Source organism: Rhodococcus sp. C26F (assembly GCF_053345925.1).
The window spans coordinates 46588-69614 of sequence record NZ_JBKFBA010000012.1 but is presented as its reverse complement, the minus strand read 5'-3'; the positions used below and the strand labels follow the sequence as shown (position 1 = coordinate 69614).

Genomic DNA, 23027 nt, shown 5'->3' with positions numbered 1-23027 from the left:
ATCCGAATGAATGGAGGGACGAGGTCCGTGGCACAGCACGAGGTCACACGTAAACGGGAGGTCTGGTCGGGCCGGTCGGTGTTCATCATGGCCGCAATCGGCTCGGCGGTCGGACTCGGCAACATCTGGCGCTTCCCGTACATCGCTTACGAGAACGGTGGTGGCGCATTCCTGATCCCGTATCTGGTCGCGCTGCTGACCGCGGGTATCCCCCTTCTCCTGGTCGACTACGCGATCGGGCACAAGTTCCGCGGATCGCCGCCGCTGGCCTTCCGCAGACTGCGCCGCGGCGCCGAGTTCATCGGCTGGTGGCAGGTGCTGGTGTGCTTCGTCATCGGCGTGTACTACGCGGTGATCGTGGCCTGGGCCGCGCGATACACCTTCTTCTCGATCACCGAGGCCTGGGGCGACGACCCCGAAGGCTTCTTCATGAGTTCGTTCCTGAACCAGGACACCGATGCGACCTTCGGCCTGAGCTTCGTGCCGGGCGTCGCGTGGACGCTGCTGCTGGTCTGGATGGCGACGCTCGCGGTGCTCGCCCTCGGCGTCCAGCGCGGTATCGGCAACGCCAACCGGTTCTTCGTGCCGTTGCTGGTCCTGTTGTTCGGTGCGCTCGTCGTCCGGTCGCTGACCCTCGACGGCGCGACCACCGGTCTCGATGCGTTCTTCACCCCGAACTGGTCGGCGCTGACCGACACCGGGGTGTGGATCGCGGCGTACGCGCAGATCTTCTTCTCGCTGTCCGTCGCCTTCGGCATCATGGTGACCTACGCGTCGTACCTGAAGCGCAAGACGAACCTCACCGGTTCGGGTCTCGTGGTCGGGTTCTCGAACTCGAGCTTCGAGGTGCTCGCCGGCATCGGTGTCTTCTCCGCGCTCGGCTTCATGGCCCAGGCGCAGGGTGTCGAAGTCGGTGAGGTGGTCGCGGGCGGTATCGGCCTCGCCTTCATCGCCTTCCCGACGATCGTCTCGGAGATGCCCGGCGGCCCGCTCTTCGGTGTGCTGTTCTTCGGCTCGCTGGTCTTCGCCGGGTTCACGTCGATGATCAGCATCATCCAGGTGACCGTCTCGGCCTTCCAGGACAAGACGGGCCTCGGCCGGGTGCCGGCGGTACTCGCCATCGGCGGTGTGTCGGCGATCGTGTCGCTGCTGCTCTTCCCCACCACCACCGGCCTGAACACCCTCGATGTGGTGGACCGCTTCGCGAACCAGTTCGGCATCGTCGGTGTCGCCTTCGTGGCGCTCGTGGTGGTCGCGTGGATCTACCGCCGTCTGCCCGAACTCCGCGACCACCTCAACTCGGTGTCGTCGTTCAAGGTCGGCACGGGCTGGATGGTGTTCACGGGCATCATCACCCCGCTCGTACTCGGCTACATGCTGTTCAGCGAGATCCGCGACCGTGTCCGCGACGGCTACGGCGGTCTTCCCGACAGCCTGGTCACGGCGTTCGGATGGAGCGTGCAGGCCGGCGTGATCATCCTCGCCGTCCTCCTGACGTTCATCCCCTGGCGCAGGGGAATCGACGAGGAATACGAGCTGGACGAGAACCGTCCGCTCGCATCCGCTCAGGCGCCTGCTTCGTCCGGTGATCCCTCACCCGGACCCGACTCGTCCACCGGAGGTACCCGATGAGCACAGCGGCCGTCGCCATGATGATTCTCGCCCTCGTCACGCTGTGGGGCGGTCTCCTGCTGAGCATCCTGCATCTGCGTAAGCATCCGGACGATCCGGATTGATCATCCGCACAACCGACCCACATGGGTGTCGGTTCGGTAACACCACGGGGCGGCGCTCTGGCCGGAGCGCCGCCCTTGTGGTCTCCTTGAGCGGTCGTACTCTAAACCTCTACTTTAGAGTTAGGTAGAGCCCGTCCGGGTGTCACGACCCACAGGAGGAGAACCCCATATGAGCCGCAGACACCGCAATCGGATGCGTCGCATCTCGGCCGCCGCAGCCCTGACCGTCGCCGCAGGTCTGGCGCTTCCCACCGTTGCCGGCGCCGAACCCGTACCCGCGGAGCCGGCAGCACCGGCGGAAGCGCCCGCCACGAGCCCGCTCGTGAGCTCGCTCGAGGCCCTCCGCGCGCTGCCCGGCGTCGATCCCACGACTCTCGCTGCTGCCGAAGCGATCGCGAACGCACGCGGAAGCGCTGTCGACGCGGCCGAAGCGACACCGCTCGGCGCCTACGAGGACGGCATGGAGTTCCTGCGTCGCCTCGGCGTCGAACCGTTCCTCTACCCCACCGGCGCACCGTTCTGCACGGCCGACGGCGACCTGCCGCTGGGCACTGTGCCCGCCGTTGCGGGTGCTCTGCCCGGGCCGTGGCCGAACCGCAGCCTGTCGCCGCTGCCGGGCACCCTGAACGTCGTCTCGCCCGGTGAGACGCTCTTCGCGTTCGTCCCCGTCGGCCTCGAGGAGGACGCCGACACCTCGGGCATCCAGCTCGCGTGGTTCAACGTCAACACCTTCCAGGGCGGCTTCGTCCCGATGGGCACGCCGGAGGAGACCGCGGCGGGAGCCATTCCGGCCGGCCTTCCTGTGCAGGCCCGCGGCATCGTCGAGCAGGCCATCACGACCTTCATCGCCGACACCCTGCCGCTGGGTGGCGTGCGGGTCGCGCCGGTGGAGACGGGGTCGGGCACCGTGCTCTCGGCCGTCTTCGGCAACGTCCGCAACGGCGACGCGCAGTGCTTCTTCCTGCCCACGATCGGCATCGTGGACGTGCCGGCCTGATCGAACCAGAGCTCCCGAGTGGAGCCCAGAACTGCAGCGGGTGGGCGTCAGCTCGCCCGCTGCAGTCGGTTCAGCCGGTCGAACACGAGCGTGACGGCGGTGTCCATGTGCGCGAGCACATCGTCGACCGACTGCCGGCCCGCCACCCAGGCGACCAGCGCCGACATCCACACGTCGGCGATGATCCGCACGGCGTTGAGCACCTCTTCGGTGACGATGTCGATGCCCGCCGCCTGCGCGAACAGGCGCGTGAGCACCTCACCGAGACGGTCGAGTTCGGGCGCCGAGGACGCGTCGGCGAACATCGCCGCCCGGATGAGCGCGTCGTAGCGCAGCGGGTTCTCGGACAGACGCGGCATCACCCCGCGCAGCACCCCCATGAGGCGCTCGGCGGCACTGTCGCCCGGGATCTCCACGGTGGTCACGGCTTCGGCGGCGGTCTCGAATTCGAGTACGAGCGCCACGACGAGCAGGTGGTTCTTCGAGGGGAAGTAGCGGTAGACCGTGCCGAGAGCGACACCGGATCGGTCTGCGACCGCCCGCATCTGCACGGCGTCGTATCCACCCTCGGAGGCGAGCTCCTCGGCGGAGGCGATGATCCGCATGTACCGCGCCCGCTGCGCCGGCCGCAGGCCCGCACCGGGCGACCGGGTGGACCCGAGGGCCGGTCGCGAGGCCTGCGTCGACGCCGACTCCTCGCCCGCGGTCTCCGTCGTCGACTGCTCCGTCATCACGCCACCTTCCATTCATGCCCGTTTCGAGGATAGTTCAGCGTGGGGCGCCTGCCTTTTCGTACCGCCGACCGGCCACAACCGGACAGGTGTCCGGAAATCTCTTCCCTCCGGATGTAGAACGCGTTACATTTTCTCCGTCACCGTCTGGAGAGGGGCTGTTGTGCGCCACGGAATCACCCTGTTCACGAGCGACCGGGGAATCCGGCCCGAAGTCGCTGCCTCGACCGCGGAGAGTCGCGGTTTCGACAGTTTCTACGTGCCCGAACACACCCACATCCCGATCCGCCGCGAATCCGCGCATCCGGGAACGGGCAACGAGACCCTTCCCGACGACCGTTACATGCGCACCCTCGATCCGTGGGTGGCGCTGGGGCTCGCAGCCGCGGTGACGTCGACGATCAAGCTGGGCACCTCCGTCGCACTGCCCCTCGAGCACGACCCCATCACGCTCGCCAAGACCATCGCGAGCCTCGATCACCTCTCCGGCGGCCGGGTGAACTTCGGTGTCGGATTCGGTTGGAACGCAGAGGAACTCGCCGACCACGGCGTACCGCCGAAGAAGAAGCGCACCGCCATGCGCCAATATCTCGAAGCGATGCAGGCGCTGTGGACCGAGGACGAGGCCTCCTACGAGGGGGACTTCGTCGCGTTCGGACCGAGCTGGGCGTGGCCGAAACCCGTGCAGCAACCACGGCCCCCGATCTTCCTCGGCGCCGGTTCCACCGACCGCAACTTCGACTGGATCGTCCGCCACGCCGACGGCTGGATCACCACCCCCACGGAGAACAACGTCGTCGACAACGTCGCCCGTCTCCACAAGGTCTGGGCCGACGCCGGTCGTGCCGGAACTCCCGAGATCCTCGCTCTGGCAGGCCGTCACGACGCCGAACAACTGAAGATCTGGGAGGACGCCGGGGTCACCGAGGTGATCTTCGGTCTGCCCGACCGCGCCCAGGACGACGTCGTCGCGTACATCGACCGACTCGCCTCGAAACTCGACCACTGATCACCGACCCCGAACGGACCCCGATGAGCACCGATCTCCACCCCCTTCCCGCCGACAGCGTCTCCACCTGGGACCACGAAGCCGACGTCGTCGTCGCCGGTTACGGCATCGCCGGTGTCTCGGCGTCCGTCGAGGCCGCCCGCGCGGGTGCCGACGTGCTCGTGCTCGAGCGGACCGGCGGTTGGGGCGGTGCGGCCTCACTGTCGGGCGGCATCGTCTACCTCGGCGGCGGCACCCCGCTGCAGAAGGCCCTCGGATTCGACGACACGCCCGAGAACATGAAGGCGTTCATGCTCGCCGCGCTCGGGCCGGGCGCCGACGAAGCGAAGATCACCGAGTACTGCGAGGGCAGCGTCGAACACTACGAGTGGCTCGTGGACAACGGTGTGGTGTTCAAGGAGAGCTTCTGGGGCGAACCCGGGTGGGAGATCCCCGGTGACGACGGCCTGATGTATTCCGGCGGCGAGAACTCCGCGCCCTTCAACGAGATCGCGACGCCCGCCCCGCGCGGCCACGTCCCGCAGATGACCGACAAGCGGACCGGCGAGAAGGGTGGCGGGTACATGCTCATGCAGCCGCTCTCCCAGGTCGCCGAAAGCCTCGGTGTGCGTGCCGAATACGACGTGCGGGTGCAGCGGTTGATCGTCGACGGCGACGGGCGCGTCGTGGGCCTGACGGCCAAGCAGTACGGCAAGGACGTCCACATCCGGGCCCGCCGTGGCGTCGTCCTCGCGACCGGCAGTTTCGCGTACAACAAGGAGATGGTGGAGTCGTACGCGCCGCAGCTCAGCGGTCGCCCGGGTGCGGCGATCGAGGAGCACGACGGCCGCGCGATCCGCATGGCGCAGGCGCTCGGCGCCGATCTCGCGCACATGGACGCCACCGAGGTCGCCTTCTTCGGCGACCCGCAGTTGATGGCCCGCGGCATCCTCGTCAACGGCCGCGGTCAGCGGTACGTCCCCGAGGACACCTATCCGGGCCGTATCGGTCAGCTCACGCTGCTGAAGAACGACAACCAGGCCTATCTGATCATCGACGAACAGGCATACGAGGAGGGTTGTGCGGCAACGAGTTCGACGCCCTTCTTCCGGTTCCGTCCGAAGTGGGTCGCGGAGACCGTCGCCGAACTCGAATCCGACATGGAGCTGCCTGCCGGGACGTTGCAGGCGACCGTCGAGGTCTACAACAGGCACGCGGAGAACGGCAGCGATCCGGTGCTGGGCAAGAAGAGCGAGTGGGTCAAGCCCATCGGCAGCCCGATCGCCGCGCTCGATCTCCGTAACTGCACAGCAGGTTTCACGCTCGGCGGTCTGCGCACCTCGGTGAATTCGGAGGTGCTGCACGTGTCCGGCGATCCGATCCCCGGCCTGTTCGCCGCGGGTCGCTGCACGTCGGGTGTGTGCGCGTGGGGTTATGCGAGCGGCACCTCGCTGGGCGACGGAAGCTTCTTCGGTCGCCGCGCCGGTCTGTCGGCCGCGAAGGGCTGAGACCGAACGGGTGGTTCCGGCGGCCGAGCCACCGGAACCACCCGTCAGGTCAGAACACGCGATCCAGGTCGCGTGAGACGATCCGATCGGCGCCGTACTCGGCGAGTGCCGCGATCGTCATCGACGGATTGCACGCCCCGGTCGATCCCGGGATCTTCGCGCCGTCCACCACATACAGGCCGGGCTGGCCGTGCACGCGACCGGCGTCGTCGCACACCGCCCCGAACGGTGCACCCCCGAGCGGATGGAAGGTGTTGATGTCGACGGCGTTGATGTCGATGACGATCGAGGCCGGTCCCGCGATCCGCCGGATGCGGGCCTCGATCGCGCGGGTGAGTTCCCGGTCGTAGGCCTGATCCCAGTTCAGGACCGCATCGTCGCGGCCGGCGTCGTAGTGCCAGACTCCTCGGCCGTCGACGATCCCCAGACCGATCATCGTGGTCGTTCCCACATCGACGGGGAACGGCACCGGGCCGGTGACGATCATCAACGGTCCGGCGGGATCGGTGTAGTCGCGCATACCCACACAGGCGGGGCCGCCCTGATGGTCGCCGGGGCTGACGAGCGGACTCGTCACGGCGAACACTCGGTCGCCGTTGTTGCCCCATCCCGTTCCGACGCCGTCGGGAAGATCGGGGACGAACCCCTTCGTCTTCGCCTTCACGAGGAGACGTGTCGTGCCGGCCGATCCGGCACCGAGGAACAGCGACTGTGCGAGGATCCGCTTGCGTTCGAGAACCTTTCCGTCCGTGTGGATCCGGTCGACGTGCACGATCCAGGTGCCGTCCGGAGCGCGCTCGATGTCGCCGACCCGGTGCAGCGGCGCGACCGTGACGTGCCCCGTGCGTTCGGCTTCGGCGAGATAGGTGACGTCGACCGAGAACTTACCGCCGTTGTTGACTCCGTAGATGACGTCGCCCGTCGTGTAGGACGGTTTCAGTTCCCCGGTCAGCTCCCGTCGCGCGAAGTCCCAGTCGATGCACATCGGCACCCTGAACGTCTCGTAGCCCTCCGAGCCTGCGCGATCCAGGAACTGGCGTGAGGACCGGTACCGATCGTGGTCGAGCAGATCGTCCGGGATGGTCGCGACCTGCAGCATCCGCGCCACCCGCCGGTAGTGGTCGGAGGCCAGCAGATCGTAGTCGATACGCGAGGACACCGAATCGGAGAATCGCTGCCCGTCGGGCTGCACGGTCATGCCGTGATAGGCCAGCGAACTCCCGCCGACCCCCGCGCCGCACATGACGTCCATGCCGTTCCCCGGAACCCGTTCGATGAGCCCGGTGAACGGTTCGGTCGGGATCGGCGGAGTACCGGTCATCACCGGGGCGGACGACAACCACGACATCCGCCGGTCCGGTTGCAGCATGTGAGGGAACGTCTCGGCATTCGGTCCCGTGGGCCAGCGGATGCCCCGTTCGAGGACCAGCGTCTGCACACCGGCCCGGCCGAGATGCAACGCGGTGATCGCACCGCCGAATCCGCTGCCCACGACGACCGCCCGATGGCGCTCCTCGGTGACCTCGGCGCGTGCGCGTGGGATCGGGGACAACGACAACGCGGCAACGGCCGCACCGCCGACGACGGTTCCCCGCAGGAAGGTACGGCGGGACAGCGCAGTATTCACGAACGGCTCTCCTGGAGCGTGGTCAGACAACCGTGAGCGGGAGTGGGATTCCCCGATCTTCGAAGACGAAGGACGAACCCGTGCTGAAGCGCGTGATGGCGACCTCGTCGCACTCGTTCGCCGGGCATTCGGCACGGAACACCTCGACGACGAGGGCCTCTTCGGTCGCGGAGACCAGGCGGGTGGTGAAGTGCGGGTCCACACCGCGCACCAGAGCGTCGAGCGGACCGAGGTGTTCGGGGTCGATCAAGGTGGGCCAGGACCCGTCGTCGAAGGCGCCACCTCGCCGGTTGATCCGGAGACCCAGCGCGTCGTCGTCGAAACAGATCGCCCGATCGACATACCGGTCCGGTGCCAGCATCGGGTGTACGTCGAGCACCGCGGACAGGCCGGCGAACGAGCGCGGCAATCCCAGCGCGGTACGGATGCGCTCGGACGTGATGCCGGCGATACCCGTGAGCTGCTTGCGGGTCAGCTCGATCGCGGACTGCTCGTCGGTTCGCTTGCGCACACTCATGAGGAAGCCGAGAGCGAGCAGGTGATGCTGCAGGCACACCTCCTCGGCGATGCGTACCAGGGCGGACTTCGAGAACTCGTCGAACCGGAGGTCTGCGAGGAGGGGACCCGAATAGTCGTGTCTCCCTTCGCCGTCGCGGTCGATCGGGCTCAGCTCGAGTGCCACGGCCGCGGTCCGGCCGAGCGCTTCGGTATGAGGTGCGACAGCCGGTGGTTCGTACGAGGGGTCGATGGTGACCGTCCACGCGCAGTGCGGGTGCCGATCGGCCGGCGCGCGGGGCGGCCGATGAATCGGCCGCACCCGGGCGTGTGGATTGGTGGCGAGCGCGGTGGCGTCGAAGGTCGGGTCCTCGATGTCGTGGCACATCGCGGTCACGTAGGCGTCGCCGAGCGGCTCGACGTCCATCAGCGCCCCGCAGTGGTCGAGCCAGAACTCGCCGTGGTCGCGGTCGTCGACGCGATAGCGGAAGTCCATGAACTGCGGGGGCGCCCCGATATCGAGTTGCATGCCCTTGAAGATGGTGACGACGTCGTCGCCCTCGAACTTCAGGGCACGCTGCATGCGGCACGTGTACCACGGCGACGACGCCTGCCATTCCTCGATGGCCACCTCCGCCATGCCCTCCCGACCGAATGCCGAGATCAGATGCGCCATCCCCGAACGGTCGATGAGCTGACCGCACAGCAACAGTTCGGGGACGAGCACGGCGAGGTCGGTGCGGGAGAGCGCGGCGAACGATCCGCCGGTGTCCACGCCGGTCACCACAACGGAACCGGCGACTCGCCGACCCGGTACCAGCCGGGAAGACGCTTCTTCCCCGTCGATCGCTCGATCCGCTTCTGCATGCCGTCGGACAGCGCATCCGCCGTGATCATCTCGAGGAACAGGTGCGAGACGTTGCCGAAGTCGAAGAAGTCGCGCTGCCACGACCACTGGAAGTTGCCGCCGTACCGGAACCAGCTCCCGCCGATGCCGTGCACGGAGTAGTGCTCGCCGTTCTCGCGGGTCGCGTCGGCGATCTGCTTCCAGAAGCCGATCACGTCGCCGGAGCGTTCGTCGACGACGAACTGCTGGTAGGGATACTGCCAGCCTTCGAGCCCGTCCATCTCCTGGCCCAATGCGAGGTCGCGGATCTCCTCGCGGCCCACGGCCATGAACTCGTCCTTCGGACCGTAGTTCCAGCCGTAGGTGGCGTCCTCGGTGTACAGGTCGGCCAAAGGCTTCCAGTCGCCTTCGGCTTCGGCGCGTTTGTTGGCGTCGACCCAGCGGGTGATCATCTCGTCGAGCTCGGCACGATCGAACGTGGCCATCCTGTCTCCTGGTCCTCAGTCTTCGACGATGCGAAGGGCTTGGGTGGGGCAGTACTTCACAGCTGCTCGTACGTCGGCGTGCATCTCCTCCGGCACGGGGTCGAGGAGGATCTCCACCTCACCCCGTTTGGCGACGGTGAAGACGTCCGGGGCTTCCATCGAGCACATCGCGTGTCCCTGACACAGATCGAGATCTGCTTCGATCCTCATCCGAACCTCACTCCTGCGTTGCCGTGCCGGTGCCGGATGCCGCGCGGGTGCGACGCCGGTACCGCACAGCACACGGCTGTTCGAGCTGGACCACCATCTTCGAGTGGTCGTTGCGGTAGGTATCGGGCGGCTGGGACAGTTCGAACTCGAAGTCGCGCAGCAGAACCGAGAATATCGCCTTCAGTTGCATGAGCGCGAACGCCGCTCCCACACAGCGGTGCCGCCCCGCCCCGAACGGGATCCAGGTCCACCGGTTGACGATGTCCTCCTGGTTGGGATCGATGTAGCGGCCGGGATCGAAGGCGTCGGGATCCGGGAAGTCCTCCGGGATCCGGTTGGAGATCGCCGGTGTTGCACCCACGAGATCACCTTCCGAGATCCGGTATCCGGCGACCTCGAAGTCGTCGCGCGCGATCCGAAGAAGCAGGATCAGCGGCGGGTGCAGCCGCAGGGTCTCCTTGAGTACCGCCTCGAGCACCGGGATCTGCCGCAGCGCATGAAAGCTCACGCCCTCGCCGTCGGAGTACAGGACGTCGAGTTCGGCGGTGACCTGCTGCATGTACTCGGGGTTGCGCAGCAGTTCGATGAGCGCCCAGGCCGCCGTGCCGGAGGTGGTGTGGTGACCGGCGAACATCATCGAGATGAAGATGCCGGTGATCTCGTCGGCACTGAACCGCTCCTTGCCGTCCTCGTCCTTGATCGAGACGAGGACGTCGAGCATGTCGCGGTCCTCCTTGCCCTGCGGCGGGTTCGTGATTCGCCCGTCCATGATCTCCTGCACGAGCGCCACGAGCCCGCGGCGAGCCTCGTCGCGTCGTCGGAAACTCTCGATCGGCGCGTAAGGATCGACGAATGCCAGTGCGTCGGTTCCTTTTTCGAGGTCATGGTAGAGGTGGGCGAACCGTCCGTCGAGCTGGTTGCGGAACTTCTTGCCGATCAGGCAGGCCGACGACGTGTAGATGGTCAGCTCGGCGAAGAACTCGAGCAGGTCGATCTCGCCTTCGTCGCCCCAGCCGGCGATCGTGTCCTGCACCTCGCGGTCGATGGTCGCGGCGTGGCCGCGCATCTGTTCGCCGCGCAGCGCCGAATTGTGCAGCATCTCCTTGCGGCGCTCGGGGCTGGCGTCGAAGACGACGCCCTCACCGAAGACCGGCTTCATGAACGGATAGGCGGCCTGCTGATCGAGATCCTCGTCTGCGGCACGGAAGAAGAACTCGTTGGCCTCCGCACCGGAGAGGAGTACGACCTTCTTGTCGGCGAGCTGGAAGACTCCGACGTCGCCGCACTCCTCACGCACCCGGCGCATGAGCGCAATGGGATCGGTGCGCAGTTCCTCGAGGTGGCCGTGTTCGTGTTCGCCGCCGGACACACGCCGGGGCTCGACGAGTGTGGTCATGAATTGTCCTTCCGCAGGGGTGCTTCGGGTTGAACCTCGATGAGCACGATGTGGGCGCCGCGGGGGGCCGAGACGACCGAGAGCGCGGCCGCGGCGATGTCGGATGCACGAAGGAAGTAGGGATGTCGGGCGAAACCCCATGTGCCCCAGTCTTCGAGCATCGGTTCGAGCACCTCCGCCGGCGCGGTCATGCCGGCACCGGTCTGCGTCGGTCCGGGGCGCACGACCGACGCGCGAACACCCGTACCCTCGAGTTCCATCCGCATCTCGCGGACGAGCGCTTCGAGGCCGGTCTTGGCGGCGTTGTAGGCACCCATCCAGGGCCGGGGAAGCACGGCACAGTCGGATCCGATCACGACGAAGTCGCCGCGCTTGCGTTCGATCATGCCGGGGAGCACGCGATGGGCCAGGCGTTGGGTGCCCATCAGGTGCACGTTGACCTGGAAGGCGAACCGGTCGGGGTCCATCTCGTGGGGCAGCGCGAAATCCATGTCGCCCGCTCCCGAGACGACGATCTCCGCGGCGCCGAGAGCCTCTTCCGCTGCGGTGACGAACTCGTCGACGGATTCGGTGGACGACACGTCGAGGAAGTGGGCGAAGGCCTCGCCGCCCTCACCGCGGATCTTCTCCGCGATCGCCGCGCACTCCTCCACGCGGCGCGCCCCGAGCGCGACAGGGTGCCCGGCCTCGGCGAGCGCGTAGGCGGTGGCGGTACCGATTCCGGAGGAGGCTCCGGCGACCAGCGCGGGACGGCGTTCGGGATGGGGTTCGAATCTAGGCATGTCGTTCGGTGACCTCTACAGGAAGGGCCGCGAAGCCTCGGACATTGGTGGAATGGACACGTTCGCAGCGGTCCTCGTCGATCTCGTAGTCGGCGACGCGCCGGGCGAACTGTTCGAGCGCGATGTTCGCCTCGAGGCGGGCGAGATGAGCGCCGAGGCAGAAATGCACTCCCCCACCGAAACTGGCGATCTTCTGGGAGCTGTCGCGTCCGATGCGGAAGTCGTCGGCGGCGTCGAAGACATCGGAGTCGCGATTGGCGGAGCCGATGAGCAGCAGGACCTTGTCGCCGGACGGGATGGTCGCGTCGTGCAGTTCGATGTCGGTGACGGCGGTGCGGGCGACGATCTGGCTCGAGGTGTCGTAGCGGAGGGTTTCCTCCACCCACTGCGGTGCACGAGCGGAGTCGCGCAGGACCTGCGCCACCTCGGACTTGTTGTGCGCGCCCCAGTAGAGGGCGTTGCCGAGCAGTTTCGTGGTGGTCTCGTTTCCTGCGACCACCATGAGGAACATGAAGCCGATGATCTCGTCGTCGGTGAGCCGGTCGCCGTCGATCTCGGCTGCCAGCAACGCCGACGTGAGGTCGGAGGTCTCCTTCTTCCGGCGTTCGGCGAGCATGTCGGCGTAGTAGCCGACGAGGTGCAGCGACGCCTCCATCGCGGCGACCGGCACGTCGAGCACGCCCTCCTCGCGGTGGACGACGAGATCGGCGAGACGGCGGATCTCGCTGCGGTCGGATTCGGGCACACCCATGAGTTCGGAGATCACGTCCATGGGCAGCTTGCCCGCGAACTCCGAGATCCAGTCGAATTCCCCTGCCTCCACAGCGGGTTCGAGATAGCGCAGCGTCAGTTCGAGGATGCGTTCCTCGAGGTCGGCGACGCGGCGCGGAGTGAACCCCTTGGAGACGAGGCGGCGCATGCGCATGTGCCGCGGGTCGTCCATCGCGAGGAAGGACATCACCTTGTGGGCGTTGGGCCCGTAGGCGGACGGATCGAGCGAGACACCGTTGGCGCTCGAGAGGCGAGTGTTGTCGCGGAAGGCCGCGACGACGTCGGCGTGGCGGGACAGGGCCCAGAATCCGAGGTCGGGGTTGTGGTAGGCCGGGTCCTCCTCACGGAGGCGGCGGTAGGTGGGATACGGATCTTCGTGGAAGGCGTAGTCGTACGGGTTGAAGATCACGGGGCCGAGCGTCGGTGGATCGGGCGAAGCGGGCCCTGCGTGCGAAGCGGAGCCCGGGGATGCCTGGATCATGGATCACTCCAATAGAAGTCGGGCGGATGTCTCCAGCCTGTCGGCGAGTTTCTCGTAGGTGCCGTAGCCCATGCCGGCCCGGACGAGCGCGCCGGCGTAGAGCAGTTCGAGTGCTTCGAGTTCGTCGGGATCGGAGTCGGCGCCGAGGGCTGCCGAGATCCGGTGACGGATGTCGAGTCCGATGCGCGCACGCAGGTGTTCGACATCGGGGTCGTGACCGAGCAATGCACTGGTGACCGCGGCCGCGAGTTCGGGTTCGTCGGCCAGCAACAGCGCGATTCCCCGCAGCACCGCGACCACCCGATCGGCACGGCTCGTGCTCTCGGCGTCGGCCGTGGGAGCGTTGGCCAAGCGACGCCAGAACACCTCGGCGACGAGGTGTTCCTTGGACGAGAAGTAGGTGTAGGCGGTGGCCGGGGCGACACCGGCGCGGGCGGCGACCATACGCACCGTCAACCCCGTGAATCCCTCCTCGCGGAGCACCTCGACCGCGGCCTGCGTGAGCCTCGCAACCGTGTCGGCCTGCTTCTCGGTCAGGCGGCGACGGGTCGATTCGAGATTCACGTTTCTGGACACGTGTCTGGACATTACTACGGTTGGAGGGGGTCGGCAATGCCCGCAGCGCGTTCATTCGGCGAATTCAGCGCTCTCGTGGGTGGATACGGACGGGCATGGACTTGATGCCGTTGATGAAATTCGATCGCAACCGCCGCGGTTCACCCGCCGGCTCGACCCGGTCGATCCGGGCGGCGAGGGTCTCGAACATGATCCGCAGTTCGAGTCGCGCCAGATGTGCCCCGAGGCAGAAGTGCACACCCGTCCCGCCGAAGGCGACGTGCGGATTGTGCTCGCGCACGATGTCGAAGACGTGCGCGTCGTCGAAGACCTCCTCGTCGCGGTTCGCGCTCGGGTAGTAGACGATCACCTTGTCGCCCCGTTCGACCTGCTGGTCGCCGATCGCGGCCGGGCAGGTGGGCGTGCGACGGAAACCCACCACGGGGGTGACCCAGCGCAGGATCTCCTCCACCGCGCTGTCGATCAGACCGGGATCGTCCTGCAGCCGGCGCCATTGCTCGGGATGATCGACGAAGGCCTGCATCCCGCCCGAGATCGCGTTGCGCGTCGTCTCGTTGCCCGCGATGACGAGCAGGACGAAGAACATGTCGAACTCCATCTCGGAGAGCGTGTCGCCGTTCTCGTCGGGGCACACCAGCTTCGAGACGATGTCGTCGCGCGGTTCGGCTCGCCGCTGCGCGGCGATCTCGTTGGCGTACAGAAAGATCTCGGCGGCGGCGAGCTCGCCGTCCTCCTGGGTGGTGCCGTATTCGGGGTCGTCCCAGCCGATCATGCGGTTCGACCAGTCGTACAGCTTCCCGACGTCCTCGGCCGGTGCGCCGAGCAGCGCTGCGATCACCTCCAGCGGCAGGGGCGCCGAGATCGCCGGGACGAAGTCGATCACCGTGCCGTCGCGTGCGGCCTCGATCGCGGCGTCGACGGTGCGTTCGCACGTCTTCCGGATGCGCTCGTCGAGCGTCTTCACCATGCGCGGGGTGAAGCCACGGCTCACGAGTTGCCGCAGGCGGGTGTGCTCCGGCGGGTCGAGGTTGAGCAGCATGGACGCCTGTTTCAGGCGTGCCTCCTCGTCGAAATCGTCGATCTGGGTGGTCCCGAGGGCCGAGGAGAAAGTCGTGCTGTCGCGGGAGACCGCGATGACGTCGGCGTGCCGGGTGACGGCCCAGAAGCCCACGCCGCCCTCCTCGGGTTGGCGGTGGACCGGACAGGTGCGCCGGAGTTCGGAGAAGTAGTCGTGCGGGACCCCCTGGGTGAAGACGTCGGGGTTCTTGAGATCTGTGGGTGAAGTCGTCATGAAGCCGCCCTCGTGGGATTGTACGAATGGCATTCGTTTACAAACTACTCATATTCGTTTGGAATGGAAGCCCCTTAGACTGTTTTCATGGCAGACGACAACTCCCGACCCGTGCGTCGGCGGACACTGACCCGCGACAAGGTCGTCGCAGCCGCGCTCGGGATCGTCGACGAGCTGGGATGGGAACAGCTCACGATGAGCACCCTCTCGTCGCGCTTGGGAATCGTCACGGCCTCGCTGTACAACCACGTCCGCAATCTCGACGACGTGCGGGCGACCGTGCAGATCCGCGCGATGAGCGATCTCGGAGCGCATCTGCGGGAGGTCGCGATGGGCTGCAGCGGCGTCGACGGGTTGCGCGCGCTGATCGACGCCCACCACATCTGGGCCGTCGAACATCCCCGCCGCTACGAAGCATTGACCACTGCACCGGTCGATCGCGACGGTCTGCTCGCCGCCGCACTGGACGCCAACGTCGCTCTGCGAACGATGCTCGCATCCTGCGGCGTTCCGGAGGAGGAGACGCTCGAGGCCGCGGTCGGCATGTTCGCCGCCCTGCACGGTTTCGCGGTTCTCCAGAGCAGCGGCTTCCTGGGCGACGAGCTCGATCTCGACCGCATCTACGAGGCGGTCGTGCGCGGAGTTCTGGCCGGCGCCTCCCTCGACCCCACGAAGACGCGCTAGAGTGGCACGCATCAACTGAACACGTCCGTCTTCAGATGGAGGGGTCATGCGGACGATCGACACTCTCGGCGATCTCGTCTCACCGCTCGGTGGCACGATCAACGCCGCCAACGTCATCATGCAGCTCGCCCATCCCGGCGTCGGCCAGGGCGTCGTCGACAGCACGGTCGACACCGGCCGCGCCGATCTCCATCCGGTCAAGCGGGCCCGCACGACCGGCACCTATCTGGCGGTCGCGGTGTTCGGTAACGACGCCGACCGCGATTTCGTCCGCGAGTCGGTGCGGAAGATCCACGCGCGGGTCACGTCGTCACCCGGCGCGGAGGTCCGCTACAGCGCCAACTCCCCCGCCCTGCAGTTGTGGGTCGCGGTCTGCCTGCTCAAGTACTTCATCGACCAGCACGAGTTCCTGTACGGCCCGCTCACCGAGGAGCAGTACGCCCGGATCCTTCGCGACGGCGCGACCCTCGCGACGACACTGAACGTCCGGCCGGAGTCGTGGCCCACGACCTGCGAGGAGTACGAGGAACGGTGGAAGGCCGGCGTCGCCGACATCTCCATGAACGAGCAGGTGCGCGAGTACCTCACCGAACTCTGCAATCTCGCGTTCCTCGAGGTGCGCCTCGGACGACTGGGCCGCGGGATCCACCGGGTGCTCGGCAGGTCGTTCGAACTGATCACCCGCGGTGCGCTGCCGCCGGAGTTCCGCGACCTCATGCACTATCCGTGGACCGCCGACGACCAGCGGCGCTTCGACCGCTATCTCGTGGCGGTCCGGCGCCTGCACCGCGTCACCCCATGGGTATGGCCGTTGCTGTGGAAGGCCTATCTGCTCGATCTGCGCACGCGGCGACGCCTCGGACTGCGCGTGTTCTGACCGGAGACCACCGGACCCTCGTCGAGACCGGTGTTGTGTGCGAGATTCGTCGAATTCCTCGCACACAACACCGGTTTCGTCCGTTTCGGACGAACCGTTGCATTCGATCGCGTCGCCGAACTATAGTCCAGACACCTGTCCAGAACCGAGGGAACGTCTGATGACACTTCGCCCCACCGACAGCTCCACCCTTCTGATCGACGGCAAGCTCGTACCCGGCAGCGGAGGCACCTTCGCGATCACCGATCCGAGCACCGAAGAACTGCTCGGCCACGCGGCCGAGGGCACCGCCACCGACATGGACGCCGCGATCGCGGCCGCGCGTCGCGCCTTCGACGACACCGACTGGTCACGCGACCACACCTTCCGGGCCCGCTGCCTCCGTCAGTTGCGCGACGCCCTGCGTGAACACATCGAGGAACTGCGGGAGATCACCATCGCCGAGGTCGGTGCTCCCCGATTCCTCACGAGCGCCGCGCATCTCGAAGGCCCCATCGACGACCTGTTCTACTTCGCCGACCTCGCCGAGAGCTACGCGTGGACGCAGGATCTCGGCAACGCCTCCCCCATGGGTATCCCGACCCACCGCTATCTGCTCAAGGAAGCGGTCGGGGTCGTCGGCGCGATCACGCCGTGGAACTTCCCGCACCAGATCAACTTCGCCAAGCTCGGGCCCGCTCTCGCCGCCGGGAACACCGTGGTGCTCAAGCCCGCCCCCGACACCCCGTGGTGCGCGGCACTGGTCGGGCGGATCGCGGCCGAGGAGACCGACATCCCGCCGGGAGTACTGAACATCGTCACCTCGAGCGACCACCGGCTCGGCGCACAGCTGAGCGAGGATCCGCGCGTCGACCTGATCTCGTTCACCGGTTCCACCGCGACCGGCCGGGCCGTGATGCGCGCGGCCTCCGAGAACCTCAAGAAGGTCTTCCTCGAACTCGGCGGCAAGTCGGCGTTCATCGTCCTCGACGACGCCGACCTGCGCGGCGCCTGCTCGATAGCGGCCTTCACCGTGTGCACGCACGCCGGCCAGGGCTGCGCGATCACCACGCGCCTGCTCGTCCCCCGCGAACGGTACGACGAAGCCGTGGCCCTGACCGCGAAGTCCATGAGCGGTATCCGGCCCGGCGACCCGCGCGATCCCGGCACGGTGTGCGGGCCGCTCATCTCCGAGAAACAGCGGCAGCGCGTGGAGGGCTACATCCGCCTCGCCGTCGAGGAGGGCGGCACGATCGTCACCGGCGGCGGACGTCCGGCCGAACACGAGCGCGGCTTCTTCGTCGAGCCCACCCTCATCGCCGGCCTCGACAACTCCGCGCGCACGGCGCAGGAGGAGATCTTCGGCCCGGTGCTCGTGATCATCCCTCACGACGGCGACGACGACGCGATCCGCATCGCCAACGACTCCCCCTACGGCCTCTCGGGTTCGGTGTACGGCACCGAACCGGACCGCATCGCGCGGGTCGTCGCAGGTGTACGGACCGGCACGCTCGGCGTCAACGGCGGCATCTGGTACGCCGCGGACGCCCCGTTCGGGGGCTACAAGCAGTCCGGGATCGGCCGCGAGATGGGTGTGACCGGTTTCGAGGAGTACCTGGAGACCAAGCTCGTCGCCGAACCCGCGAGCTGACCCGAACTTCCGAAAGGACTTTTCCGATGGCACGTTTCACCGGTCGCACCGCGATCGTCACCGGCGCCGCCCAGGGGATCGGCGAGGCGTACGCGCGTGCGCTCGCCGCCGAGGGCGCGAACGTGGTGGTCGCCGACCTCAACGCCGAACTCGGCGAGCAGGTCGCCAAACAGATCGTCGCCGACGGGGGCATCGCGAGCTTCACCTCGGTCGATGTCTCCGACCCCGCCTCCGCCGAGGCACTCGCCGCATCGACCGTCGAGATCTACGGCGGCATCGACCACGTGGTCAACAATGCCGCCATCTACGGCGGCATGAAACTCGATCTGTTGCTGACGGTTCCGTGGGACTACTACAAGAAGTTCATGAGCGTGAACCTCGACGGCGCCCTCAACGTCACCCGCGCGGTGTGGCCGCACATGACGAAGAACGGCGGGTCGATCGTCAACCAGTCGTCGACGGCAGCCTGGCTGTACTCGGGCTTCTACGGGCTCGCGAAGGTCGGGATCAACGGTCTCACACAGCAACTCGCCGTCGAGCTCGGCGGGTCTAACATCCGCGTCAACGCGATCGCCCCCGGTCCCATCGACACCGAGGCGACCCGCACCACCACCCCCGCGAACATGGTCGCCGACATGGTGAAGCAGTTGCCGCTCAAGCGCATGGGCACTCCCGACGATCTCGTCGGCATGTGCCTGTTCCTGCTCTCCGACGAGGCCGCCTGGGTCACGGGGCAGATCTTCAACGTCGACGGCGGGCAGGTGATCCGCTCGTGACCGGCTCCACGATCGGCCGGGTCGGTTACATCGGGCTGGGCAACATGGGGGCACCGATGGCCGAGCGGCTGCTCACCCGACCCGGAGGCCTCACCGTGCTCGACGTGGTGCCCGAGGCGATGAGCCCGTTCACCGACAAGGGTGCCGCCGCGGCGTCGAGCCCGGCGGAGCTGGCCGCCGGCTGCGATCTCGTGTGCGTGACCGTCCTCGACGACGCCCAGGTCCGCGACGTCGTGACCGGTCCGGACGGACTGCTCGCGACGGCCCGGCCCGGCACGGTCGTCGCGGTGCACTCGACGATCTCCGACACCACCGCCGTCGAGCTCGCCGCGAAGTGCGCCGATAAGGGAGTCGACTTCGTCGACGCACCCGTCAGTGGTGGCGCCGGCGGTGCGAAGAACGGCACTCTCGCAGTGATGGTCGGCGCGACCGACGACGGCTTCGCGAAAATCGAGGAACCCTTCGGCACCTTCGCGTCGCTGGTCGTGCACGCGGGTCCCGTCGGGGCGGGAACCCGGATGAAGCTTGCCCGCAACCTGCTCCACTTCATCGCGTTCACCGCGGCGACGGAAGCGCAGCGACTCGCCGAGGCCGCGGGCATCGACATCACCGAGCTCGGCAAAGTCGTCCGGCACACCGACGCGATCACCGGCGGCGCCGGTTCGATCATGTGGCGCGACACCACATCTCCCCTCGCGGAGGACGACTCCTGGTTCCCGATCTTCTCGCGCGTGCGCGCCCTCGGCGAGAAGGATCTCGCGCTGGCACTGGACCTCGGCGATCGCCTCGGAGTCGACCTGCCGCTCGGCGCCCGGGCGCTGTCCGAACTCGGCCCCGGGCTCGGAGTCGGCACGGGAGAGATCGCACGGACCCGTTCCCGGAAGGAGCACGCATGACCGACGAGACCCGCCGCCGCGGCCTGGAGATGATGTCCAAGGTCTACGGCTGGGAGATGCAGGACGGTCCCGGCGAGCACTTCGCCGTCACCGCCGACCACCTGTTCGCGAACATCTGGACCCGGCCCGGACTGACCATTCGCGATCGGCGACTGCTGCTGCTCGGGGCACTCACCGCGCAGGGGGCCCCCGACATCGCCGAGATCCAGATCGAGGCGGCGCTGAAGAACGACGAACTCGACGAGCAGCAGCTCCGTGAGATCGCCCTGTTCCTGTGCCACTACGTGGGCTGGCCGCTGGGCTCGAAGCTCGACAACGCAGTGGGCAGCGTGCTGCAGCGACGGAAGGCGGCGGCCCGCTCGTGAGCATCCCCGGCGGGTCCGCACCGGAGCCGGACTGTCCGGAACTCGGGTTCTACGGCCTCGCCGGGCACACCGACGACCCGAGGGCACTGCTCGACGAGATCGCCGTCGCCGAACGCATCGGTCTCGGCTCGGTCTTCCTGTCGGAACGGTTCGACACCAAGGACGCGGCAGCGCTGGCCGGTGCAGTGGCCGCGACGAGCCGCACGCTCGGGATCGGCACCGCCGCGACCAATCCGCACACCCGCCACCCCCTCGTCACGGCGACGATGGCGACCACCCTGCACCGGTTGAGCCGCGGCCGCTACGCCCTCGGACTCGGCCGCGGCTTCGACGTGCTGTTCGATCTCATGGGTCTGCCTCGCGTGACGTCGGCGCGGCTCGAGGACACCGTCGATCTGCTCCGGACGCTGTGGCGCGGTGAAGCGGTCGTCGACCATCACGGCCCGGCCGGCGACTTCCCGTATCTGCGACGCACCGCCGAGGGCGTCGACCGCATCCCGATCCTCATGGTCGCGCTCGGCGAGCGCACGCTCGACCTGGCGGGACGCGTGGCCGATGCCGTCGCCCTGCACACCTTCTTCACCGACGACACGCTCGCGCGCGCCGTGAAGACAGTGCGACGCGCCGCCGAACAGGCCGGCCGCGACCCGCAGTCCGTCCGTATCTGGTCGGTCCTCGCGACCGTCGACGAGTCGATCCCCGAAGATCTCCGGTTGCGGAAACTGACCGGACGGCTCGCGACCTACCTGCAGGGCTACGGTGACGTGCTCGTCCGCACGAACGGCTGGGATCCCCAGGTCCTGCACCGCTTCCGGGACGACGCGCAGGTCCGTTCCCATTCCGGGCCGATCGACGCAGCGCCGGTCGAACTGCTGATGCACATCCGATCGTTGTTGCCCGACGCGTGGCTCGCCGCGAGCGCGACCGGCAGCGCGGCACAGTGCGCGACCCGCATCGCCGACCAGTTCGACGCCGGTGCCGACAGCGTGATCCTGCACGGCGCCACGCCCACCGAGCTCGCTCCGGTCGTCGCCGCGTGGCGGACGATCCGCGACCCCGAACGTTTCGCATCCCTACCCGCCAACCCCGGCCGGAGCGCACCATGACCGATCTGTTGCTGTCGGTGGACGACCTGACTCCCGAACGACTCTCGGCCGTGCTCGGCGGCACAGTACGCACGGTGCAGGTCGAGCGGATCGGAACGGGTCAGATCGCTCTGTGCTACCGGCTCGTCCTGACGGGCGACGACGTGCCGTCCTCACTCGTCGCGAAGCTGCCGTCACCCGATCCCGGGACGCGGAGGATGCTCGCCGGCGCCTATCGCGGGGAGGCACGCTTCTACAGCGACATCGAGCCGTCCGTCGCGGTGCGCACCCCCACCTGCTATCACGTCGCCGTCGGTGAGGACGGGGAGTTCACCCTCCTCCTCGAGGACGCCGCCCCGGCACTGCCCGGCGACCAGCTCGCCGGGTGCACCGTCGACGAGGCGCACGACGCCGTCCGCAATCTCGCCGGACTGCACGGTCCCCGCTGGTGCGCACCCGACCTCCACGAATCGGACTGGCTCACCACGACGGACGTCGAGCAGGCACGGATCCTCGCCGAGCTGTACGGCCCGGCCATCGAGACCTTCGTCGACGGTCTCGGCGAGCTGATCGGCGCGGAGGACCGCGACACGCTCTGGGCCTGCGCCGAGCTCACCGAGGAGTGGGTGCTCGCGCGATCCGACCGGTTCGCGCTGCTGCACGGCGACTACCGACTCGACAACCTCCTGTTCCCACCCGGTGGCGAGAACGGTGTCGTCGCGGTGGACTGGCAGACCCTGACGGTGGGGCTTCCCGCCCGCGACCTCGCGTATTTCGTCGGGACGAGCCTGGCGCCGGCGGTCCGGCGCGAGCACGAGCAGGCCCTGGTCTCGACCTATCATCGCGCGTTGCTGTGCCACGGCGTCGAGGGCTACGGCCTGCAGCAGTGCTGGGACGACTACCGCTTCGCGATGCTGCAAGGACCGCTCGTCGCGGTCTTCGGGTGCGCCTACGGCACGAGGACCGAGCGCGGCGACCGCATGTTCGCGGTGATGGTCGAGCGGTCGTGCACCGCGATCCGCGATCTCGACAGTCTCACCGTCGTGTCCGAGAGCATCGGACGCCGCGACCGGTCGGTAGGGTGACTCGGGATACACCGCATCACGCGAGAAGAACGGAGATCCATCCGATGTCCCGCACCACCCTGCCCCGCGAGGCGATCGAACTCGCCGAGGCGACACCGGGTTTCATGCCCCAGGACGAGGGAACCGCACTGCACGAGGCTGCGGTGCAGTATCTCGGTGACGGCGTCGGCGTCGAGATCGGCACCTACTGCGGCCGCTCGACCGTGTATCTCGGCGCTGCGGCCAAGGCGACCGGCGGCACCATCGTCACCGTCGACCACCACCACGGTTCGGAGGAGCATCAGCCCGGCTGGGAGTACCACGATCCGTCGCTGGTCGACCCGCACACCGGCCGCCTCGACACGGTCGGCGCACTGCGGCACACCCTCGCCGACGGCGACCTCGAATCGCACGTCGTCGCGGTGGTCGGCAATTCCCCTGTGGTGGCGTCGTTCTGGCGCACCCCCGCCTCGTTCGTGTTCATCGACGGCGGACACAGCAGCGAGGCGGCCCGGGCGGACTACGACGGCTGGGCGAGATGGGTGCGCATCGGCGGCGCCCTGATCATCCACGACGTCTTCCCCGACCCGAAGGACGGCGGCCGGCCTCCGTACGAGATCTACTGTCTCGCACTGGAGAGCGGCGAGTTCGTCGAGAAGTCGGTGACGTCCTCGCTGCGGGTTCTCGAACGCACCGCCGGCACGGTCGGATCACGGCCCGGCAGCTGAA

Annotated in this window: 24 protein-coding genes; 14 read left to right on the top strand and 10 right to left on the bottom strand. The window is 67.7% G+C overall.

Annotated features, from left to right (window positions below):
* The first annotated feature begins 6 nt into the window (after positions 1 to 6).
* From ACLBYD_RS15175 to ACLBYD_RS15165, 3 genes are all read left to right on the top strand, one after another.
* Positions 7 to 1632, top strand: coding sequence for a sodium-dependent transporter (locus tag ACLBYD_RS15175; protein ID WP_447817093.1), 1626 nt, complete (start codon positions 7 to 9; stop codon positions 1630 to 1632).
* The gene (locus ACLBYD_RS15170; RefSeq protein WP_006551747.1) at positions 1629 to 1736 is read left to right on the top strand and encodes a methionine/alanine import family NSS transporter small subunit; all 108 of its coding nucleotides are present in this window, start codon (positions 1629 to 1631) and stop codon (positions 1734 to 1736) included. Before ACLBYD_RS15175 ends, ACLBYD_RS15170 begins: the two co-directional genes overlap by 4 nt.
* Positions 1737 to 1905: 169 nt before the next feature.
* Positions 1906 to 2733, top strand: coding sequence for a hypothetical protein (locus tag ACLBYD_RS15165; RefSeq protein WP_447817092.1), 828 nt, complete (start codon positions 1906 to 1908; stop codon positions 2731 to 2733).
* Between the two features lie 47 nt (positions 2734 to 2780).
* On the opposite strand, the gene ACLBYD_RS15160 is transcribed toward ACLBYD_RS15165, so the two are convergent.
* Positions 2781 to 3464, bottom strand: coding sequence for a TetR family transcriptional regulator (locus ACLBYD_RS15160; RefSeq protein ID WP_447817091.1), 684 nt, complete (start codon positions 3462 to 3464; stop codon positions 2781 to 2783).
* 163 nt (positions 3465 to 3627) lie between these two features.
* Here ACLBYD_RS15160 and ACLBYD_RS15155 point away from each other — a divergent pair, with 163 nt between their 5' ends.
* Both ACLBYD_RS15155 and ACLBYD_RS15150 read left to right on the top strand, forming a co-directional pair.
* Positions 3628 to 4473 carry an LLM class F420-dependent oxidoreductase gene (locus tag ACLBYD_RS15155; protein ID WP_447817090.1) on the top strand — a complete coding sequence of 282 codons (846 nt, stop codon included), beginning with the start codon at positions 3628 to 3630 and terminating at the stop codon, positions 4471 to 4473.
* Between the two features lie 23 nt (positions 4474 to 4496).
* Positions 4497 to 5960 (top strand): FAD-dependent oxidoreductase, encoded by a 1464-nt coding sequence (locus ACLBYD_RS15150; RefSeq protein WP_447817089.1) that lies wholly within the window; start codon positions 4497 to 4499, stop codon positions 5958 to 5960.
* Between the two features lie 49 nt (positions 5961 to 6009).
* Here the strand turns inward: ACLBYD_RS15150 and ACLBYD_RS15145 are convergent, their stop codons facing one another.
* From ACLBYD_RS15145 to ACLBYD_RS15105, 9 genes are all read right to left on the bottom strand, one after another.
* Positions 6010 to 7587: a GMC oxidoreductase gene (locus ACLBYD_RS15145; RefSeq protein ID WP_447817088.1), complete on the bottom strand. Its 1578-nt coding sequence runs from the start codon at positions 7585 to 7587 to the stop codon at positions 6010 to 6012.
* 22 nt (positions 7588 to 7609) lie between these two features.
* The gene (locus ACLBYD_RS15140; protein ID WP_447817087.1) at positions 7610 to 8869 is read right to left on the bottom strand and encodes a hypothetical protein; all 1260 of its coding nucleotides are present in this window, start codon (positions 8867 to 8869) and stop codon (positions 7610 to 7612) included.
* Positions 8863 to 9414: a nuclear transport factor 2 family protein gene (locus ACLBYD_RS15135; RefSeq protein WP_006551754.1), complete on the bottom strand. Its 552-nt coding sequence runs from the start codon at positions 9412 to 9414 to the stop codon at positions 8863 to 8865. Before ACLBYD_RS15135 ends, ACLBYD_RS15140 begins: the two co-directional genes overlap by 7 nt.
* 15 nt (positions 9415 to 9429) lie before the next feature.
* The gene (locus ACLBYD_RS15130; protein WP_085469221.1) at positions 9430 to 9624 is read right to left on the bottom strand and encodes a ferredoxin; all 195 of its coding nucleotides are present in this window, start codon (positions 9622 to 9624) and stop codon (positions 9430 to 9432) included.
* A gap of 7 nt (positions 9625 to 9631) precedes the next feature.
* Complete coding sequence (locus tag ACLBYD_RS15125; protein ID WP_447817086.1) at positions 9632 to 11020, bottom strand: cytochrome P450; 1389 nt, start codon at positions 11018 to 11020, stop codon at positions 9632 to 9634.
* Positions 11017 to 11802 (bottom strand): SDR family oxidoreductase, encoded by a 786-nt coding sequence (locus ACLBYD_RS15120; RefSeq protein ID WP_039587646.1) that lies wholly within the window; start codon positions 11800 to 11802, stop codon positions 11017 to 11019. Before ACLBYD_RS15120 ends, ACLBYD_RS15125 begins: the two co-directional genes overlap by 4 nt.
* Positions 11795 to 12982, bottom strand: a complete 1188-nt coding sequence (locus tag ACLBYD_RS15115) for a cytochrome P450 (RefSeq protein ID WP_447817085.1) — start codon at positions 12980 to 12982, stop codon at positions 11795 to 11797. The genes ACLBYD_RS15120 and ACLBYD_RS15115 overlap by 8 nt, the downstream gene beginning before the upstream one ends.
* Positions 12983 to 13057: 75 nt before the next feature.
* The gene (locus ACLBYD_RS15110; RefSeq protein WP_016693012.1) at positions 13058 to 13618 is read right to left on the bottom strand and encodes a TetR/AcrR family transcriptional regulator; all 561 of its coding nucleotides are present in this window, start codon (positions 13616 to 13618) and stop codon (positions 13058 to 13060) included.
* Positions 13619 to 13694: 76 nt separating this feature from the next.
* The gene (locus tag ACLBYD_RS15105; protein ID WP_447817084.1) at positions 13695 to 14921 is read right to left on the bottom strand and encodes a cytochrome P450; all 1227 of its coding nucleotides are present in this window, start codon (positions 14919 to 14921) and stop codon (positions 13695 to 13697) included.
* A gap of 87 nt (positions 14922 to 15008) precedes the next feature.
* Here ACLBYD_RS15105 and ACLBYD_RS15100 point away from each other — a divergent pair, with 87 nt between their 5' ends.
* From ACLBYD_RS15100 to ACLBYD_RS15060, 9 genes are all read left to right on the top strand, one after another.
* Positions 15009 to 15605: a TetR/AcrR family transcriptional regulator gene (locus tag ACLBYD_RS15100; RefSeq protein ID WP_447817083.1), complete on the top strand. Its 597-nt coding sequence runs from the start codon at positions 15009 to 15011 to the stop codon at positions 15603 to 15605.
* A gap of 46 nt (positions 15606 to 15651) precedes the next feature.
* A complete protein-coding gene (locus tag ACLBYD_RS15095; protein ID WP_447817082.1) occupies positions 15652 to 16482 on the top strand; it encodes an oxygenase MpaB family protein in 831 nt (276 codons plus the stop codon).
* 160 nt (positions 16483 to 16642) lie between these two features.
* Positions 16643 to 18112, top strand: coding sequence for an aldehyde dehydrogenase (locus ACLBYD_RS15090; RefSeq protein WP_447817081.1), 1470 nt, complete (start codon positions 16643 to 16645; stop codon positions 18110 to 18112).
* A gap of 26 nt (positions 18113 to 18138) precedes the next feature.
* The gene (locus ACLBYD_RS15085; protein ID WP_447817080.1) at positions 18139 to 18888 is read left to right on the top strand and encodes an SDR family oxidoreductase; all 750 of its coding nucleotides are present in this window, start codon (positions 18139 to 18141) and stop codon (positions 18886 to 18888) included.
* Complete coding sequence (locus tag ACLBYD_RS15080; protein ID WP_447817079.1) at positions 18885 to 19784, top strand: NAD(P)-dependent oxidoreductase; 900 nt, start codon at positions 18885 to 18887, stop codon at positions 19782 to 19784. The genes ACLBYD_RS15085 and ACLBYD_RS15080 overlap by 4 nt, the downstream gene beginning before the upstream one ends.
* Positions 19781 to 20149 carry a carboxymuconolactone decarboxylase family protein gene (locus ACLBYD_RS15075; protein WP_016693004.1) on the top strand — a complete coding sequence of 123 codons (369 nt, stop codon included), beginning with the start codon at positions 19781 to 19783 and terminating at the stop codon, positions 20147 to 20149. Before ACLBYD_RS15080 ends, ACLBYD_RS15075 begins: the two co-directional genes overlap by 4 nt.
* Positions 20146 to 21255, top strand: coding sequence for a TIGR03857 family LLM class F420-dependent oxidoreductase (locus ACLBYD_RS15070; protein WP_447817078.1), 1110 nt, complete (start codon positions 20146 to 20148; stop codon positions 21253 to 21255). The genes ACLBYD_RS15075 and ACLBYD_RS15070 overlap by 4 nt, the downstream gene beginning before the upstream one ends.
* On the top strand, positions 21252 to 22319 hold the full coding sequence (locus tag ACLBYD_RS15065) for a phosphotransferase family protein (RefSeq protein WP_447817077.1): 1068 nt from the start codon (positions 21252 to 21254) through the stop codon (positions 22317 to 22319). The genes ACLBYD_RS15070 and ACLBYD_RS15065 overlap by 4 nt, the downstream gene beginning before the upstream one ends.
* A 44-nt stretch (positions 22320 to 22363) precedes the next feature.
* Positions 22364 to 23026 carry a class I SAM-dependent methyltransferase gene (locus ACLBYD_RS15060; RefSeq protein WP_016932272.1) on the top strand — a complete coding sequence of 221 codons (663 nt, stop codon included), beginning with the start codon at positions 22364 to 22366 and terminating at the stop codon, positions 23024 to 23026.
* The last annotated feature ends 1 nt before the right edge of the window (position 23027 follow it).

Excerpts from the sequence above, each read along its gene's own strand:
- ACLBYD_RS15175 (WP_447817093.1), top strand. The coding sequence starts at position 7 with ATGAATGGAGGGACGAGGTCCGTGGCACAGCACGAGGTCACACGTAAA.
- ACLBYD_RS15170 (WP_006551747.1), top strand. The coding sequence starts at position 1,629 with ATGAGCACAGCGGCCGTCGCCATGATGATTCTCGCCCTCGTCACGCTG.
- ACLBYD_RS15165 (WP_447817092.1), top strand. The coding sequence starts at position 1,906 with ATGAGCCGCAGACACCGCAATCGGATGCGTCGCATCTCGGCCGCCGCA.
- ACLBYD_RS15160 (WP_447817091.1), bottom strand. The coding sequence starts at position 3,464 with ATGACGGAGCAGTCGACGACGGAGACCGCGGGCGAGGAGTCGGCGTCG.
- ACLBYD_RS15150 (WP_447817089.1), top strand. The coding sequence starts at position 4,497 with ATGAGCACCGATCTCCACCCCCTTCCCGCCGACAGCGTCTCCACCTGG.
- ACLBYD_RS15135 (WP_006551754.1), bottom strand. The coding sequence starts at position 9,414 with ATGGCCACGTTCGATCGTGCCGAGCTCGACGAGATGATCACCCGCTGG.
- ACLBYD_RS15130 (WP_085469221.1), bottom strand. The coding sequence starts at position 9,624 with ATGAGGATCGAAGCAGATCTCGATCTGTGTCAGGGACACGCGATGTGC.
- ACLBYD_RS15125 (WP_447817086.1), bottom strand. The coding sequence starts at position 11,020 with ATGACCACACTCGTCGAGCCCCGGCGTGTGTCCGGCGGCGAACACGAA.
- ACLBYD_RS15120 (WP_039587646.1), bottom strand. The coding sequence starts at position 11,802 with ATGCCTAGATTCGAACCCCATCCCGAACGCCGTCCCGCGCTGGTCGCC.
- ACLBYD_RS15105 (WP_447817084.1), bottom strand. The coding sequence starts at position 14,921 with ATGACGACTTCACCCACAGATCTCAAGAACCCCGACGTCTTCACCCAG.
- ACLBYD_RS15100 (WP_447817083.1), top strand. The coding sequence starts at position 15,009 with ATGGCAGACGACAACTCCCGACCCGTGCGTCGGCGGACACTGACCCGC.
- ACLBYD_RS15095 (WP_447817082.1), top strand. The coding sequence starts at position 15,652 with ATGCGGACGATCGACACTCTCGGCGATCTCGTCTCACCGCTCGGTGGC.
- ACLBYD_RS15090 (WP_447817081.1), top strand. The coding sequence starts at position 16,643 with ATGACACTTCGCCCCACCGACAGCTCCACCCTTCTGATCGACGGCAAG.
- ACLBYD_RS15085 (WP_447817080.1), top strand. The coding sequence starts at position 18,139 with ATGGCACGTTTCACCGGTCGCACCGCGATCGTCACCGGCGCCGCCCAG.
- ACLBYD_RS15075 (WP_016693004.1), top strand. The coding sequence starts at position 19,781 with ATGACCGACGAGACCCGCCGCCGCGGCCTGGAGATGATGTCCAAGGTC.
- ACLBYD_RS15065 (WP_447817077.1), top strand. The coding sequence starts at position 21,252 with ATGACCGATCTGTTGCTGTCGGTGGACGACCTGACTCCCGAACGACTC.
- ACLBYD_RS15060 (WP_016932272.1), top strand. The coding sequence starts at position 22,364 with ATGTCCCGCACCACCCTGCCCCGCGAGGCGATCGAACTCGCCGAGGCG.